This window comes from Thorsellia anophelis DSM 18579 (assembly GCF_900111395.1).
Classification (GTDB): Bacteria; Pseudomonadota; Gammaproteobacteria; order Enterobacterales; family Thorselliaceae; genus Thorsellia; species Thorsellia anophelis.
The window spans coordinates 1-17,375 of the sequence record NZ_FOHV01000017.1 but is presented as its reverse complement, the minus strand read 5'-3'; the positions used below and the strand labels follow the sequence as shown (position 1 = coordinate 17,375).

Annotated in this window: 13 protein-coding genes; 10 read left to right on the top strand and 3 right to left on the bottom strand. The window is 35.8% G+C overall.

Annotated features, from left to right (window positions below):
* Window positions 1-314: 314 nt before the first annotated feature.
* Entirely contained in the window at window positions 315-1,430 is a 1,116-nt protein-coding gene (gene malK / locus BMW37_RS10105) for a maltose/maltodextrin ABC transporter ATP-binding protein MalK (RefSeq protein WP_093320530.1), read from the top strand.
* A gap of 152 nt (window positions 1,431-1,582) precedes the next feature.
* Here malK and BMW37_RS10100 read toward each other — a convergent pair whose 3' ends face one another.
* A complete protein-coding gene (locus tag BMW37_RS10100) occupies window positions 1,583-2,020 on the bottom strand; it encodes a hypothetical protein (protein WP_093320527.1) in 438 nt (145 codons plus the stop codon).
* A gap of 231 nt (window positions 2,021-2,251) precedes the next feature.
* Here BMW37_RS10100 and BMW37_RS10095 point away from each other — a divergent pair, with 231 nt between their 5' ends.
* Entirely contained in the window at window positions 2,252-3,376 is a 1,125-nt protein-coding gene (locus BMW37_RS10095) for a glycerol dehydrogenase (protein ID WP_093320525.1), read from the top strand.
* A 462-nt stretch (window positions 3,377-3,838) separates the two neighbouring features.
* Window positions 3,839-5,173: a PTS sugar transporter subunit IIC gene (locus BMW37_RS10090; protein WP_093320522.1), complete on the top strand. Its 1,335-nt coding sequence runs from the start codon at window positions 3,839-3,841 to the stop codon at window positions 5,171-5,173.
* A 205-nt stretch (window positions 5,174-5,378) separates the two neighbouring features.
* Here BMW37_RS10090 and BMW37_RS10085 read toward each other — a convergent pair whose 3' ends face one another.
* The gene (locus BMW37_RS10085; RefSeq protein ID WP_093320520.1) at window positions 5,379-7,013 is read right to left on the bottom strand and encodes a hypothetical protein; all 1,635 of its coding nucleotides are present in this window, start codon (window positions 7,011-7,013) and stop codon (window positions 5,379-5,381) included.
* Window positions 7,014-7,550: 537 nt separating this feature from the next.
* Window positions 7,551-9,176, bottom strand: coding sequence for a hypothetical protein (locus tag BMW37_RS10080; RefSeq protein WP_093320517.1), 1,626 nt, complete (start codon window positions 9,174-9,176; stop codon window positions 7,551-7,553).
* A gap of 634 nt (window positions 9,177-9,810) precedes the next feature.
* Here BMW37_RS10080 and thrS point away from each other — a divergent pair.
* The 7 genes from thrS (at window position 9,811) to BMW37_RS10045 (ending at window position 17,023) form a co-directional block, all read left to right on the top strand.
* Complete coding sequence (thrS, locus tag BMW37_RS10075) at window positions 9,811-11,739, top strand: threonine--tRNA ligase (protein ID WP_093320514.1); 1,929 nt, start codon at window positions 9,811-9,813, stop codon at window positions 11,737-11,739.
* 3 nt (window positions 11,740-11,742) lie between these two features.
* Window positions 11,743-12,282 carry a translation initiation factor IF-3 gene (gene infC / locus BMW37_RS10070; protein ID WP_093320512.1) on the top strand — a complete coding sequence of 180 codons (540 nt, stop codon included), beginning with the start codon at window positions 11,743-11,745 and terminating at the stop codon, window positions 12,280-12,282.
* A 113-nt stretch (window positions 12,283-12,395) separates the two neighbouring features.
* Entirely contained in the window at window positions 12,396-12,596 is a 201-nt protein-coding gene (rpmI, locus tag BMW37_RS10065; protein ID WP_093320567.1) for a 50S ribosomal protein L35, read from the top strand.
* A 35-nt stretch (window positions 12,597-12,631) separates the two neighbouring features.
* Window positions 12,632-12,991, top strand: a complete 360-nt coding sequence (rplT, locus tag BMW37_RS10060) for a 50S ribosomal protein L20 (protein WP_093320510.1) — start codon at window positions 12,632-12,634, stop codon at window positions 12,989-12,991.
* Window positions 12,992-13,270: 279 nt separating this feature from the next.
* Window positions 13,271-14,284, top strand: a complete 1,014-nt coding sequence (pheS, locus tag BMW37_RS10055; RefSeq protein WP_093320507.1) for a phenylalanine--tRNA ligase subunit alpha — start codon at window positions 13,271-13,273, stop codon at window positions 14,282-14,284.
* A gap of 14 nt (window positions 14,285-14,298) precedes the next feature.
* Window positions 14,299-16,701, top strand: a complete 2,403-nt coding sequence (gene pheT, locus BMW37_RS10050; RefSeq protein WP_093320504.1) for a phenylalanine--tRNA ligase subunit beta — start codon at window positions 14,299-14,301, stop codon at window positions 16,699-16,701.
* Window positions 16,702-16,708: 7 nt separating this feature from the next.
* Window positions 16,709-17,023: an integration host factor subunit alpha gene (locus BMW37_RS10045; RefSeq protein ID WP_093320501.1), complete on the top strand. Its 315-nt coding sequence runs from the start codon at window positions 16,709-16,711 to the stop codon at window positions 17,021-17,023.
* The last annotated feature ends 352 nt before the right edge of the window (window positions 17,024-17,375 follow it).

Here is a 17,375-nt window from a genome sequence, read left to right as displayed (position 1 = left end):
ACTAAAATGTGCGGTCTGTCACTAATCTAAATCAAAAAATTGTCATATTTAGTAATATATACTTAAATAGGCACTAATAAGTAAGTAGTAGTACAATCATTACTACTGAATGATAGTGCAGTTTTAGAAATAAGTTCTATGAACAAGCTCACAAAAATGAAATTTAGTTGGATTTAATTAAATTTTTATTGATAAATTTGCAAATTAGTGTTTCATATGTCTGTACGCATTTTATAATCTGTAGATAATGAACACGCTGATTTAATGTAGTCGAACACAAAATTCTACTTTGATGATTGATAACGGGAGTTTACATGGCTAGGGTCGTTTTAAAAGATGTTGGGAAGTCATTTGGTGAAATACATATTTCCAAAAATATCAATATGGAAATTGAGGATGGAGAGTTTGTTGTATTTGTCGGTCCTTCTGGATGTGGTAAGTCAACATTACTTAGAATGATTGCTGGTCTTGAAGATATCACAACCGGTGAATTGACTATCGATGGTGTAAGAATGAATGAAGTACCACCAGCTGAGCGGGATATTGGTATGGTATTTCAATCGTATGCATTATATCCACATCTGAGCGTAGAAGAGAATATGTCTTTTGGCTTGAAACTTGCAGGTCAAAAAAAGCAAGTGTTTGAACCTAAAGTCAGTCAGGTTGCTGAGATTTTGCAATTAAAACACTTGCTTAAAAGGAAACCTAAGGAGCTTTCTGGTGGTCAAAGACAACGTGTGGCGATAGGTCGTACACTTGTTGCAGAGCCAAGAGTCTTTTTGTTAGATGAGCCTTTATCAAATTTAGATGCTGGGCTTCGCGTGCAAATGAGGATTGAAATATCAAGACTACACAAAAGATTAAAAAGAACAATGATCTATGTAACTCATGATCAAGTTGAGGCGATGACACTTGCTGATAAAATTGTTGTTTTAGATGCTGGATATATTGCACAAATTGGTAAACCGCTTGAGTTATACCATTATCCTCAGAACCGATTCGTTGCTGGTTTTATCGGATCACCTAAAATGAACTTTTTCCCAGTCAAAGTAACGGCGGTAGAGTCAAAGCAAATTGAGGTTGAGCTTCCAAATGCGAATGCTCAAAAAGTATGGATTCCAGTAGATGGCGATGGTGTAACCATAGGTTCCATGGTGTCTTTAGGAATAAGACCAGAGCATTTAGTACCGGCCTACGAAGCTGATGTTACTTTAGATGGCAATGTTCTGGTTGTTGAACAGCTTGGAAATGAAACGCAAATCCACCTTGAGATTCCATCTATTAAACAGCAATTAGTATACCGTCAAAACGATGTGGTTTTAGTTGAAGAGGGTGTCACATTCTCAGTTGGATTGCCTTTACATCGTTGCCATATTTTTAAAGAAGATGGAACAGCTTGCAGAAGGCAGCATAAAGAATTAGGTGTATAAGTTGACCTAAAATGATACTGTCTTAACTTAAACTATTTGATTGTTATTAATGTTAAAATTCTTAAGAAGTCTTTGCGTTTATTAACGAAAAGACTTCTTAATTTAGGTATTTATCTGCAGGGCTATTTAATCATACCTAAGCTGATACTAAATTATAACGATTCAGGAATTGATGAGATTTTGTGTACTACTTTCATCGCACAAACAGTAGGATTTGAGTCAGACTCACATGCTTTAAGTAGAGGACTAGCTTTACTAAAATCAATTTGTTTAACTTCTGTTTCATATTTTTGTTCTGCGAAACACAATTCTGTTCTATAAGCTGCATAGATTTTTGGGTTAAGCGCGTCGAGTTGATAGATCTCGTTTACGATTTCAGTTAAAAGCGGTATGTATTTCTCAGCTTGAGGGTTGTTACTTAGTTGTTTTAGTAGTTCTTCCTTTTTTACTCCACTATTTTTTGAAGAAAATACTTCTTGAGAGGCTCCTATAATAATTTGAGTCCCTTCCATTAATGGGCAGGTTGGTTCTGCATGGACGCTTAAAATGGGCAAAAGTAAAACAAGTGTGCATAATAGTTTAGATTTCATTGAAAGTCCTGAGTAATAAAAGAGTTAGTTTAGGTAATACCATTTGGTTATTTTAGTGCCTTGTAATAATAAGTTAAAGTATATGTAAAATTAATCTACATATTCTTTTTAATCTGTTATACCTACAATCTACTTTTAGAGTGATTTTAAAAGTTAGTGTGTTTATTTTACTAATAAAAGGTGAATTTTTAAAAAATCATCAAATCGTACACAATAATCGGGAGTATTATAATGAGAAGAGCATTTATCAGTCCAAGTAAATATGTCCAAGGTGAGAATGAGTTATTAAATTTAGGCTATTTTATCAGTGCATATGGTAAGTCAGCGCTTCTTATATCACATCCTGATGATGTTGCAAGGGTAAGAGAGTCACTCGATAAAACAATTGAACAATTTTCTGTGAAGGTTATCGAAGGTGCCTTTGAAGGAGAATGTACACAAGCTGAAATTGACAGACTAAGTCAGTTAGCAAAAGAGAGTCAATGTGCGTGTATAGTTGGATTAGGTGGCGGTAAGGCGTTAGATACTGCGAAATCAGTTGCCAAAGGTCAGCCTTTGATTATTATCCCAACGATAGCATCTACCGATGCTCCCACAAGCCACTCATCAGTTATTTATACAAAAGAGGGGAATTTCGAAAGCTACGCTTACCACGCAAGTCCAAGTTTAGTGTTAATCGATACTACTGTAATAGCAAAAGCGCCTGTGAGATTTTTAGTAGCTGGTATGGGGGATTCACTGTCAACTTATTTTGAAGCAAGAGCATCGTCAAGTGCGTTTGCGAATGTGAATGCTGGCCTTCCTATGGGGTTTCGTGAAGGTAAAGCACCTCCAGCAAAAGCAACAAAAACAGCATTAGGTCTTGCAGAGCTTTGTTATGAAACTTTACTTGAAGAAGGCTATAAAGCTAAAGTGGCTTGTGAATTAAATACCGTGACACCTGCACTTGAAAATATTATAGAAACAAATATTTTACTGTCGGGACTAGGATTTGAAAGTGGGGGTCTTGCAGCGGCACATGCGATACACAATGGACTAACTGTACTTGAAGGGACGCATAAATTTTATCATGGCGAGAAGGTGGCGTTTGGTACAATTGTTCAGTTAGTACTAGAAAATGCACCGCTTGATGAGCTCGATGAGGTGATCGATTTTTGCCTATTGGTTGGATTGCCAGTTTGTTTAGAGGACATTGGCGTCACCCAATATACTCAAAATGAACTTTATGAGGTTGCCAAAAAAGCGTGTTTACCCGAAGAATCTATTCATTCAATGCCATTTCCTGTTACACCAGAAAGCGTTGTGGCGGCTATATTAAGTGCAGATAAAATTGGTAGGGATGCCAAAGGTATATAGTTAGGCAAATTTGATTTAAACTTATTGTTTATTGTGGTTCTTACCTAGTTGATTGAATTTAAAATGTTTATTTGACGGTGTTGGGAGGGGCTGCAATATCAACCATAACTAATGGACAGATATAATATTTAGCTAAATGGTAAGTGTTTTATTAATTTTCCAGCCTAGAATGGTTTTCACTAATACTTAATTTCATAGTAACAAATTCGTAAATTCAAACTATTATCTTACTTCGTGATGTGAATCACATGTTGATATCAATGTGAAACTATTTCGCGCCTCACCGTTCTATCCAAGATTAGAAGTGCATCGCTATACTATCTAAGGACTCAGTAGAATTCATCATTAAAATACAACACGCTTGAGTCTCAATAAACGTAGAACTAAGTCAACGTTATTGTTTAATTACATAAAACGATTTTGATTATGCCATGCCAATCAAGCTTAATTAGAGAGGTGAAAATGAGTAAATTAGATTCTTTTGCAATCTTTGCAGGTAGATTAGGTGGACAAGTACACTTACGTTCACTTAGGGATGCATTTGCATTACTAATGCCATTGTTTTTTTTAGCTGGGATAGCGGTGTTATTGAATGCAGTTGTTTTCCCTTGGACAGCAAAAACAATAGCTTCTATGATAGATGGTGGGAATGAGCAATCTATACTAAGTAATTTCCAAGTTTTTGGTTCTGGGATAGTAAATGCAACTTTAGGATCAACTTCTTTGCTAATTGCTCCTGCAATTGCATATATGCTGTCTAAAAATAAAGGGTTTGATAATCCGATAGCATCAAGCGTAATTGCATTAAGCATTTTAATCGTTTTAATGCCGCTTCAAGTTCCAATTCAAATTGATGGTCAAGTGCATAATATGTGGGGGTATATTGCTTTTAGTAATATTGGTACTGCAGGTATGTTTAGTGGTATTGTTGTAGGTTTGCTAGGCACAGAGTTGTTTATTTTCTTTAATAAGCGCAATCTACAAATTAAGTTAGGAGAAAATGTTCCTCCACAGGTTGGTAAGTCATTCGCAATAATGATTCCAGCGATATTGACAATTTGTGTTTTTGCATTACTTGCAACGTTATTGAAAGTTTGTTTTGAAACAGATCTAATTAGTTTTATCGGCAAGTGGATACAAGAGCCGTTACGTTCAGTTAATACAAGTCTGTTTGGCTATATATTAATCTACAGTTTAGGGAATTTCTTATTTACTTTAGGTATTCATCAAACAGTATTAAGTGGGGCTTTATTAGATCCATTTATGCTAATAAATATGAATGAAAATGTGGCTGCGTTTAATGCTGGACAGGAAATACCACATATTTTAACCAGTAGCTTTCAAACAATTTATCCGCAAATGGGCGGTACTGGTGGCACTATCTCATTATTATTGGCTATTTTCTTATTTTCAAAATCAAAAGCTTCTAGAAATGTCGCTAAGGTTGCTGCAGCACCAAGCGTGTTTGAAATCAATGAACCAGTCATTTTTGGTTTCCCAATAGTGTTTAACTTACCCATGATAATTCCATTTGTGGGAGTGCCAATTGTCAGTACACTTATTGCCTATTATGCAACAGCTTTAGGGATGGTCAGTAAAACAGTGGTCTTAATCCCATGGACAACACCTCCTCTGATTAGTGGTTATTTAGCCACGGCAGGTGACTGGCGAGCTGTATTATTACAACTACTGCTCATATTCATAGGTGCTGCAATATATCTACCTTTCATGAAGATAAGTGAGGCAATTGCACAAAAATATGAAACGTTGCAGGAACAAAGTGTTAAAACAGTTTAGCCAATATGTTTATCGGTAAATTACATAGGTGATCTTGACTATAACTTATTGATGAGCCTATTTTACCTAATATCTAGTTTGTTTTAAGGTGAATTCAAATTTATTGTTTTATTTTGCTAAGTTTCAAGGTTTGTTTTTAGTTAAGCTTAAAAAACTGTCTGATAGGCATTCCTTGTTTAATCAATGCCTATCAGTCGAGGAATGATTATTGCTCAATTTCAGCGGCTGATTCAGGGGTTAATATAGTAATGATTAGGCTTGCTGTTAAATTTCTATAGGTAAAATTCACAGTCACTTCTTTATCCGTATTCGCTGCTGGGCTTAAAGATGCAATACCATTAATGTCTATTATTAGATCTGGGTCAGTTGATTCCCACTCCCCTAAATGAGTCACCTCTCCAATTGAACCCATTGAAAAGTTGCCTGAAGCTCTTAATGCAGATGTCATGCTTTTACCAATTATAAGTGTTGGCGTATAAGTGATGACTTCAAGTCCCACAATCCGTTCTATTTCCGCGTCAGCAAATACTTCATCTCCACGAGTTGAATTAATATCTTCAGGCTGCATCACTAATCTAAGTATTTTACCATTATAGTCAAGTTCGATTCTAGGACCCGCATCAACTAGACCTGATTGTGTGATAGTGCCTCTTAATAATTCTTGTTTGCTATTATTAAAATCAATTAGCTGCCAGGAGTATGTAGATACATCACTTCCAGGGGTGGCATTCAAATAGTCATACTCATAAGTTGCAGAAGGTTGAGATCTTAGCTTAATAGGTGAATCCACTATTAAATTCCTGATAAATGGCTTATGAAATATTTGTGGGCTTGTAACTGCTTGGCCTACTAACATGATGTACGGCTCAATAAACGTAATTGGAAGTACGCTAACTTCTAATGTATGTCCAACATCATAATCTGTAATAATAGGAGAGATATTTTCTAATGAGTAGGTTGGATTATCAATCGTGGCTTGTGAAATTGTATTTTTCTCCCCCCACCAAAAACGAGAATAATCTCCTAACGCTCCAGCATTATTAGTAAGAAATTCATATTCCGCTTTCATTCTTTCACCTGGCATAAATGTACCCTCAATACGTAAATTTATAATTTCAGGTTTTTGATAATTGGGTTTGACGATACCTCCTCCGGAAAAATCATTATTAGCAAGAAGACGCTCTCCTACATTTGATTCATTTATCGTAATTCCGATATTATTCGGTTGTTGCCCCCAATAGTAATTTAAGTCCCAGACTTTAATGGGTGGCCCGAATTTTGGTAGACCAGTATGAGATATAGGCGTATAAACAAACCCAATTCGTTTATTTAAAGCAGCTTCAGGTATTACTAGAGCATTACTAAATTTAGATGGGCTATTTGGATTTGGAGGTAAAATGCTTCCTGGAAATTGTTCATTTGTAATTTCTACTGCATTAAGTTCATCCCAACTTGTGATAGAAAACCAGTTTTTATCGCCACTATCTAGAATATACCATTTAACATTGTGTATTTGTTCATATGCACATGCATCGCCATCTTGATCTGAATATTTAAAAAAAGGCGGAATAAGTAGATTATTATCATCCGGAAATGGGTAAGTGTCGCAAATAAAGCTTGGCACATGTAATGTTGCACCAACAAATGTGACTGGTTGGGCTAATAGGTCGTATATAAATCTATCATTAAGATCCTGATATCCACCAATTGAAGTCATATAAGGGGCATGACCTTCAACCGGTTTTGTTTTAGGGCTGTAACCTACACCGTTTAGCGCAAATGCTTTGGTTATACTTAAGTAAATCAGAATGCTAAAATATACTTTATGTGTTTTTTTCATATTAAAAGAAATCCTTTTCTGTTTTAATATTTTAAAAATAATTATTATGTTTTATGTGTTACTTATCCAAACAGATTAATTATCTTGCTAATAAAAACCCTTTTTAATTAATAACTTACCTTGGTTAGTGAATTAAATAACATTTGCGGTTAGAAAGCACTAAACATTAAATTTATTTACATTTAATTCTTATTTATAGTGTATGTGTTAGAGGGATTTTGATTTATCTATCTGTAAAATATCTAATTACAAGAAATTATTTAAGAATAATCATGTGAGTAAAAATATTAGGAAGTAATCTTTTTAGTCAAAATATCTATTGGCAATAATCGATTAATTTTGATAATTAAAATTAATTTTAAAAGTATTTCAGCTTTATCTTTGAAATTATTACATGTTTAGATAAAGTTAGATCACAATATTCTCTATTGAAATGAAATAGAGAATATTGTGAAAATGACTACTAAGAAATATATCAATAATGGCTATTACACCGCTTAAAATTTGATTTGTAATAGTGCTTGGTACATTAATTTCTTAAAAGCTTGCTTCTTCAGCTGGTAATATTTCGATCATGATAAATAAAGTAAAGTTTTTATAAGTGAAATTAACTTGAACTTCTTTCTTTACTTTAGCTGATGGGCTTAGTGATGCTATTCCATAAGAATCAACTATTAAATCAGGATCGGTTGATTTCCAGATGCCTAATTCAGTGACTTCGTTTATGGTTCCTAGTGAAAAATAGCCTATTGCTCTTAAAGCTGTGGTCTTATCTTCACCAACCCTGAGGGTTGAGACAAAAGTCGATAAGCCTAAACCAGTTAATTTTTCAATTTCATCTTCGGTGGATGTTTCAATACCGCTAACTCCGGATATATCTCTTGGAATCATTACCAACCTAAGCGTCCTTCCATTATGAATAAGTTCAATTTGAGGGCCTATTTCTACCACACCAGATTGTGTCACAACACCTGATATTAATTCTTCAATAGTATTGTCAGGATCAACTAGTTGCCAGGAATAGCTGGATATATCACTTTCTGGCGTTGTATTATAAAAGAAGTAATCATAGGATGCGGTTATCCTGGAGCCTATTTTAAGTGGTATGTCGATGGTTAAATCGTCAATAGTCGGTGGATGAGTGACTTGTAAACTAGTGACCGGTTCGCCTGCCAGCATGATAAATGGTTCAATAAAGGTAATGGGCAGTACCGTAACTTCTAGGGTTTTTCCCATATCATTTTTAGTGATAACAGGAGAATATTTTTCTAATGAATAGTTTTGGTTCCCAATTTTCGCTTTTGTAATGGTGTTATTTTCTCCCCACCAAAGACGTGAATAATCACCTCTTGAATTCTGATTATTTGCAACAAATTCATACTCTGCTTTTAATTGTTCCCCAGGCGCAAATCTGCTAGTAATAATTAAGTCTTTTATTTCAGGTGGTTGGTATTTAGGTTGGATAACGCCTCCACCAGAAAAATCTTCGGTCAGGCCAAGTTTTTTGCCAGTATTTGTTTCATCGATTGCCATACCTAAAGCACTTGGGTTTTGTCCCCAATAGTAGCTCAAGTCCCAAACTTTTATCGGCGCGCCAATTTTTGGGGAGCCAGTATTTGATATAGGTGTATAGATAAATCCAATCCGCTTGTTTAATGCAGCTTCAGGAATGACAAGTGCATTCGTGAGCATTGACGGGCTAGTTGGATCAGGAGCTAAAATGCTTCCTGGAAACTCATCATTAGTGATTTCAATTGTATTAAGCTCATCCCAACTTGTTACTGTAAACCAGTCTCGAGTGCCACTATCTAGAATAAACCATCTAACGTCATGCTGTTGTTCGTAAGCACACGCATCATTATCCGCATCTGAATAGTGGAAAAATTGAGGGGTGTGTATGTTACTTCCATGTAATATTTGCTCATTTAAGCAAAAAAAACTTGGTAAATGTAATGTTGCACCAACAAAAGCCATAGGCTGTTCAAGAATGTCGTATATAAACCTATCTTTGTTGTCTTGATATCCACTAATTGAGGATATATAAGGCGCATGACCTTCTATTGGTTTTGTTTTAGAACTAAAACCCGAATCGGAGATGGCAAAACAAAAGGCAGTGTTTAAATACATAAAAGTACCATAAATTAGAGCGTGTTTTCTCGACATTAAAATGAATTCCTATTCAGTTTACGGTGAAAGTAATAAAAAAAATGATAAGGTTTTTATCCGTTTGGATTAACCATGTGGATAAATAAATTCCTTTTAAAATAATGACTTATTTTATATTTAGAATTAAATAATATTTGAGGGTGAAAAGCACTAAATATTAAATTTATTTACATAAATATTACATGGTCTAGATTCTTTTTTTCAAACATATGAGAAGGGATAAATTGAGTCATTTTCTTATGTAATTAGCTTTTTTTGAATCTAAGTGGTTGTTTCAGTTTATAAGAATTACATAAGATTGGAATCTATCAAGTAACGATAAACAAAGTAAAAAATATTGTTCAATAGTGCTCTGAGAGGTGATGCATGAGTAAGGTCATTAAATTGGCATAAAATTCATAAAATAAATCAGGTGTTTAATAAATGGTTATTTTATAATTTAGAATTTTTCAGTGCTTAAAGAGAACAAAATATATAGAATCATATAAATACAATACTTTCTAACTATTAGATTACATGTTATCATTGCTCGATTGCTAAATTGTCGCATTAAAGTTATATAGATATTTTTTCATAGCCAACAACATGTGATCTGGCGTAGGGATCACCACTGTCAATTAAGGATTTAAACATGCCCAAGATTACCCTTCCTGATGGAAGCCAAAGAATTTTTGATAATGCCGTTACAATTCTTGATGTAGCGATGGATATTGGTCCAGGTCTAGCAAAAGCGTGCATCGCTGGTAAGATTAATGGTCAATTGATGGATGCTTGTACGTTAATTGAACAAGATTCCACTTTATCAATTATTACTGCTAAAGATGATGAAGGACTTGAAATTTTACGTCATTCATGTGCGCATTTACTTGGACATGCGATTAAACAATTATGGCCAAATACTCAAATGGCAATTGGACCGACTATTGACAATGGCTTTTACTATGATGTTGATATGGATCATACCTTATCTTCAGATGACATTGAAAAACTTGAAAAACGAATGCTTGAATTAGCTAAAAAAGATTATGATGTTGTTAAAAAAGTAGTGTCATGGCAAGAAGCTCGAGATACATTTGAAAAAAGAAATGAACCTTATAAAGTTAAAATACTTGATGAAAATATAGATAAAACGGATACCCCAGGATTATATCATCACGAAGAGTATATCGATATGTGTCGAGGTCCTCATGTTCCTAATATGCGTTTTTGCCATCATTTTAAATTACAAAAAGTTGCAGGAGCTTATTGGCGTGGCGATAGCAATAACAAAATGCTACAAAGAATTTATGGAACAGCGTGGGCGGATAAAAAACAACTCGCTGCTTATTTGCTTCGTTTAGAGGAAGCAGCTAAGCGTGACCATCGCAAAATCGGTAAGCAGATGGATTTGTATCATATGCAAGAAGAAGCACCAGGAATGGCGTTTTGGCATAATGATGGATGGACAATTTTTAGAGAGCTAGAAACATTTGTTCGGGCAAAATTACGTGAGTACGATTATCAGGAAGTAAAGGGTCCTTTTATGATGGACAGGGTACTTTGGGAAAAAACAGGGCATTGGGAAAACTACAAAGAAAACATGTTCACAACGTCATCTGAAAATCGTGAATATTGTGTTAAGCCAATGAATTGTCCTGGACATGTGCAAATATTTAATCAAGGACTAAAGTCTTACAGAGATTTACCGTTAAGAATGGCAGAGTTTGGCAGTTGCCATAGAAATGAACCTTCAGGCGCATTGCACGGTCTTATGCGAGTGAGAGGATTCACACAAGATGATGCTCATATATTTTGTACACCTGAACAAGTAAGAAGCGAAGTCAATAGTTGCATCAAAATGGTCTACGATGTTTATGCGACATTCGGATTTGAAAATATTGTTGTTAAACTCTCTACTCGTCCTGAAAAAAGGATTGGAAGTGATAATGTGTGGGATCAAGCTGAAAGTGATTTAGCTGCAGCATTAAAAGAAAATAATATTGATTTCACCTATCTCCCTGGTGAAGGCGCATTTTATGGGCCGAAAATTGAATTTACGCTTTATGACTGTTTGGACAGAGCTTGGCAATGTGGAACGGTACAACTAGATTTCTCACTTCCTGAAAGATTAGATGCCGGTTATATTGATGAAAATAACGAAAAAGTTGTTCCAGTTATGATACATCGTGCTATATTAGGTTCTTTAGAGCGATTTATAGGAATTTTAACTGAAGAATATGCAGGCTTTTTCCCTACTTGGTTGGCACCTTTACAGGTGGTCGTTATGAATATTACCGACAAACAAGGTGAATATGCTCAAAATGTAGTCGAAAGATTGCAGAAAATGGGAATAAGAGCCAAAGCGGACTTGAGAAACGAGAAGATTGGCTTTAAAATTCGCGAGCATACTCTACGTCGTGTACCATATATGTTAGTATGTGGTGATAAAGAGATGGAAACCAATCAGGTTGCTGTAAGAACTCGCAAAGGTCATGACTTAGGCGTCAAATCAATTGACACAATATTAGAGTTGTTGCTAAATGAAATAAGCAATCGTCGAATAAATTTATTGGAGGAATAACCTATTAAAACGGGAAAAAAAATACAGCCAGCGCGTGCACACAGACTAAATGATGAAATTCGTGTTCCGGAAGTGCGTTTAACTGGTGAAGATGGTGAGCAGCTAGGGATTGTAAGTATCAATGAAGCGCTCCAAAAAGCTGAAGAAGCGGGTGTTGATCTGGTAGAATTAAGCCCTAATGCAGAACCACCCGTTTGTCGTATTATGAATTACGGCAAATTCCTCTATGAAAAGAGTAAGGCGGCTAAAGAGCAAAAGAAAAAACAAAAAGTTATCCAGGTTAAAGAAATTAAGTTTAGACCTGGTACAGATGATGGCGATTATCAGGTAAAACTTCGCAGCCTGATACGCTTTCTAGAAGAAGGTGATAAAGCTAAGATTACGGTTCGTTTTCGTGGTCGTGAAATGGCTCACCAAGAGATTGGTATGGATGTGTTAACTCGTGTCCGTGACGATCTTGCTGATATTTCAGTTGTTGAATCCTTTCCATCTCGTATAGAAGGGCGTCAAATGATTATGGTATTAGCACCTAAGAAGAAATAGTTTGGCTAATAAAGTGATGCAGTTAAATGCGTCCGCCAGCTATTTTATTGATAAACCAATGTGAAGTGAATGTATGGGCATATACTGCCATACAAAATAATGAAGGTATTAAAATGTCAAAAGTAAAAATGAAAACTGTACGTGGTGCAGCTAAGCGTTTTAAGAAAACGGCAAACGGTTTCAAACGCAAACAGGCGGGTCTTCGCCATATCCTAACTAAAAAATCGACTAAGCGTAAACGTAATCTACGTCAAATGGCAATGGTATCTAAAGGTGATTTAGGTCTAGTTGTTGCTTGCTTACCTTATGCATAACTCACATTTTAATTTAGGATATCTAGGAGAAAATCATGGCTCGTGTTAAACGCGGTGTTATCGCTCGTGCTCGTCACAAAAAAATATTAAAGCAAGCTAAAGGTTACTACGGTGCACGTTCACGCGTATATCGTGTTGCTTTCCAAGCTGTTATTAAAGCTGGTCAATATGCTTACCGTGACCGTCGTCAACGTAAACGTCAATTCCGTCAATTATGGATTGCACGTATTAACGCTGCAGCTCGTCAAAATGGTTTGTCGTATAGCCGTTTCATTAATGGTCTGAAAAGGGCATCAGTAGAAGTAGATCGTAAGATTTTAGCTGATATTGCTGTATATGATAAAGATACTTTTGCTGCACTAGTTGAAAAAGCAAAAGGCGCACTAACTGCATAATTGCTGCTATAGGCCACTGCAGGGTATAGATACTAAGCTCTGCAGTTATCTTGAGGTGTTCTTTTGATTAGTAAAGCGAATTAAGCGAATACATCAATATATGGAAAGCCTCCCTTGTGGAGGTTTTTATTTTTATACGTTACTGGCAATACTTTTCACTTAATTAATATAAAAATAGCGTATATAAATAAAAATAGGTATTTCCATTTCGTAAACTTAGCAATGATTGCTTTTGTTTATTTTAATAAAGCGTTTCTTTGGGTAGAGTAGAGGAATCACATGTCAGAACTGGCACATATTGAATCATTAAAAGCAAATTTAACAAAAATTGTCACTGAAGCGCTGTGTGCAATTACAGAAGCTGAATCAACTGTAAAGCTAGAAGAGTTAAGGGTTGAATTCTTTGGTAAAAAGGGCCAATTTACTCAGCAAATGGCTGGTTTAAGGGATGTGCCTCAAGATGCTCGCCCTGCTGCTGGTGCAGTAATTAATGAAGCTAAACAAACAGTACAAGATAAATTAAATCAAAGACGTGAACATTTTGAACAAGCAGAATTAAACGAAAAACTAGCAAAAGAGACAATTGATATCACTCTGCCAGGAAGATTTAGTGAGCAAGGTGCTTTTCATCCTGTAAGCAGGACCATTATGCGAATTACAGATTTTTTCTCCAATATGGGCTTTGCTGTCGAGACTGGTCCTGAAATTGAAGATGACTATCATAATTTTGATGCTTTAAATATACCATCACATCATCCAGCAAGGGCTGATCATGATACATTTTGGTTTGATGCTAAAAGATTGCTTAGAACGCAAACATCTGGTGTGCAGATTCGAACGATGAAAGAGCAGACTCCCCCAGTGAGAATCATTGCACCAGGTAGAGTATATCGAAATGACTACGATCAAACGCACACACCTATGTTTCATCAAGTAGAAGGGCTAATAGTGGATAAAGATATTACATTTGCAAATCTAAAAGCCACTTTACAACAGTTTTTAAATCATTTTTTTGAAGAAGAGATGCAAGTGAGATTTAGACCTTCATATTTTCCGTTTACAGAACCTGGTGCTGAAGTTGATGTGTTAGGTAAAAATGGTAAATGGTTGGAAGTACTTGGCTGTGGCATGGTACACCCACAGGTGTTAAGAAATGTTGGTATTGATCCAGAAGTTTATAGTGGTTTTGCATTTGGTATGGGAGTTGAACGCTTTACAATGTTACGCTATGGCGTGAATGATTTGCGCGCCTTTTTTGAAAACGACTTACGCTTTTTAAAACAATTCAAATAAGGTGAGGACCAAATATGAAATTTAGTGAAAACTGGCTTCGTAGCCTAGTCAATATTGAAGTGGCTTCGACTCAACTGCATGAACAAATTACAATGCTTGGGTTAGAGGTTGATGATATTTTACCAGTAGCAGGGACATTTGACCAAGTAGTAGTTGGTGAGGTCGTGTCAGCAAATCAACATCCTAATGCAGATAAACTTAGAGTAACGAAAGTCAATATTGGTCAAGATGAATTGGTTGATATAGTTTGCGGTGCGCCTAACTGCCGATCTGGCATAAAAGTTGCTGTTGCACTAGTTGGTGCAACTTTACCTGGTGAGTTTAAGATCAAATCAGCAAAACTGAGAGGCGAACCTTCAGAAGGGATGCTTTGTTCATACTCTGAATTAGGGATAAGTGATGATCACAATGGTATCATAGAGTTACCACTAGATGCACCAATTGGCATGGATCTTAGAAAGTACTTAGATTTAGATGACAATATTATTGAAATCAGCGTAACACCTAATAGAGCTGATGCAAATAGCTTACTAGGTATTTCGCGCGATGTTGCAGCATACTATAATGTTCCTATTTCAATGCCAAAAATTGATAAAACAGTAGCAACGATAAGTGATACTAAAATAATTAATTTATTAGCACCAGAAGCTTGTCCAATTTATTTAGGGCGGATTATAAAAAATATCGACATGACCGCTAGTACACCAATTTGGCTAAAAGAACGTTTGCGTAGGAGTGGTATCCGTTCAATTGATCCAATTGTTGATATTACAAATTACGTTTTAATTGAATTAGGGCAGCCAATGCACGCATTTGATTTTGACAGTCTAGAAGGTAGTATCAATGTTAGGCTAGCGCTTGAAAACGAAACGATAACATTGCTAGATGGTAATCAAGTTAAGCTTGATAAAGATGTTCTCGTAATTGCTGATGATAAAAAAGCATTAGCAATGGCAGGTATTTTTGGTGGTCTAGACTCAGGTGTTACCAGTAAAACTAGAACAATATTTTTAGAATCTGCATTTTTTTCACCACTTGCGATAACAGGTAGGGCAAGACGTTATGGTTTACATACTGATGCATCCTATCGTTATGAAAGAGGAGTTGATCCTAAACTCGCTGCAATTGCAATGGATAGAGCAACACAATTAATTACTGAAATTTGTGGTGGTGAAGTAAGTGATATATTAACCGCAGTAGATGAGACTAAAACGCCTGCGCAACCACTCATTACATTGAGATATGAACGTCTTGAGAAATTACTTGGTTATACTATTGATAGTAGTTTAATTGCGCCTATTTTGACAAGGTTGGGCTGTGAGGTTTCATCAATTAGTAGTGACGCTCATGCAATCGCTTGGCAAGTTAAAGCACCTTCATGGCGTTTTGACATGTCAATTGAAGAAGATTTAATTGAAGAAGTGGCCAGAATACATGGCTATGATAAAATCCAGAGTGCCAACATTCTAAGTGAGCTGGTAATCCGTAATCAACCAGAAAGCACATTAAAATTAGAAAATGCAAAACAGACATTGATTAATAGAGGATATTTCGAAGCTATTACCTACAGCTTTGTTGATCCTAAAATACAATCACTCATTCATCCAAATGAAGCGAGTGAAATATTACCGCATCCTATTTCTGTAGAGATGTCAGCGATGCGGCTTTCTTTATTGCCAGGGTTGTTAACAACTGCCCAATATAACCAAAATAGGCAACAAACTAGATTAAGATTGTTTGAATTTGGTTTGTGTTTTATCCCTGATGCCAATGAAGAGCTTAAAGTAAAACAAAAACCTGTTTTAGCAGGCGTATTAACAGGAATGAGATACCCTGAGCACTGGTCATTTGATAAAAGCCATGCTGATTACTTTGATGCTAAAGGCGATGTAGAAGCGATACTTTCTCTAACTGGTAGAAAAGATGAAGTGCGATTTGAAGTCTCAACTAAATCATTTTTGCATCCAGGTCAATCAGCAGAAATATTTATCGGTGAAAATCAAGTTGGATTTGTTGGTGTTTTACATCCACTATTGGAAAAGAAACTTGATTTAAATAGTAAAACGATGGTTTTTCAATTGGACTGGGAATGCATCAATAATTGCATAATTCCATCACCTCAAGAACTATCAAAATTCCCTGCAAATCGAAGGGATATTGCTATTATTGTAAATAAATGTGTTAGCTCACAAAAAATCTTACAAATTTGTAAGGATGTTGGCGAAAAACAGCTAGTTGACGTAAACTTGTTCGACGTTTACGACGGTAAGGGGATTGCTGAGGGTGATAAGAGCCTGGCAATTAGTTTGGTATTACAAGAGAGGCATCGTACTTTGACTGAAGAAGAAATATCTGAAACAGTCAATGCATGCATAATGGCACTGAAACAACAGGTAGCCGCTTCTTTGAGGGAGTAAAGTAAATATGGCATTAACTAAAGCAGAAATTGCTGAGCATCTTTGTGAAACTGTAAAGCTATCAAAGCGTGATGCGAAACATTTTGTGGATACATTTTTTGAAGTGATTCGTTCAACTTTAGAAAATGGAGAAGAAGTGAAATTATCGGGATTTGGTAATTTTGAACTTAAAAATAAAGCAGAACGCCCAGGTCGTAATCCGAAAACTGGTGTAGATGTTCCTATTTCTGCAAGAAGAGTGGTGACTTTTAAAACAGGTCAAAAATTAAAGGCTCGTGTTGATGACAATGTTTCAGCTTTAAAAAAGAAACTTGTTAAATAGTAATATTTTTATTCACAAGTGTTAAAATAGTTATTATCATAGCCGCTGTAGATTATCTATAGCGGCTTTTTGTTTGCCCAGCAAAGCTGGCAAACCCGTCCACTTGAAAGAAAGTGGAAACACCCTGACTAAGGGGAAGTAAATCCGAATGACAAGGGCGTAACTGGCCAACGGTTGGGTCTGAAGGAAGTCATAGGAAGTATATGGCACATAACGAAAGTGAACCTGCTTCGGCATAGTAGATGGGTAAGCGTGCAAAATAGCGCAAAGCCCAATACTTAGTCAAATCTATTATGTGTTTGAGGATGGAGTCATATACAGGGCGTCAGCACAATAACTGGGGAAGCCTGGC

Excerpts from the sequence above, each read along its gene's own strand:
- thrS (WP_093320514.1), top strand. The coding sequence starts at position 9,811 with ATGCCCAAGATTACCCTTCCTGATGGAAGCCAAAGAATTTTTGATAAT.
- BMW37_RS10090 (WP_093320522.1), top strand. The coding sequence starts at position 3,839 with ATGAGTAAATTAGATTCTTTTGCAATCTTTGCAGGTAGATTAGGTGGA.
- BMW37_RS10080 (WP_093320517.1), bottom strand. The coding sequence starts at position 9,176 with ATGTCGAGAAAACACGCTCTAATTTATGGTACTTTTATGTATTTAAAC.
- BMW37_RS10100 (WP_093320527.1), bottom strand. The coding sequence starts at position 2,020 with ATGAAATCTAAACTATTATGCACACTTGTTTTACTTTTGCCCATTTTA.
- BMW37_RS10095 (WP_093320525.1), top strand. The coding sequence starts at position 2,252 with ATGAGAAGAGCATTTATCAGTCCAAGTAAATATGTCCAAGGTGAGAAT.
- rplT (WP_093320510.1), top strand. The coding sequence starts at position 12,632 with ATGGCTCGTGTTAAACGCGGTGTTATCGCTCGTGCTCGTCACAAAAAA.
- malK (WP_093320530.1), top strand. The coding sequence starts at position 315 with ATGGCTAGGGTCGTTTTAAAAGATGTTGGGAAGTCATTTGGTGAAATA.
- rpmI (WP_093320567.1), top strand. The coding sequence starts at position 12,396 with ATGTCAAAAGTAAAAATGAAAACTGTACGTGGTGCAGCTAAGCGTTTT.
- BMW37_RS10045 (WP_093320501.1), top strand. The coding sequence starts at position 16,709 with ATGGCATTAACTAAAGCAGAAATTGCTGAGCATCTTTGTGAAACTGTA.
- pheT (WP_093320504.1), top strand. The coding sequence starts at position 14,299 with ATGAAATTTAGTGAAAACTGGCTTCGTAGCCTAGTCAATATTGAAGTG.
- pheS (WP_093320507.1), top strand. The coding sequence starts at position 13,271 with ATGTCAGAACTGGCACATATTGAATCATTAAAAGCAAATTTAACAAAA.
- BMW37_RS10085 (WP_093320520.1), bottom strand. The coding sequence starts at position 7,013 with ATGAAAAAAACACATAAAGTATATTTTAGCATTCTGATTTACTTAAGT.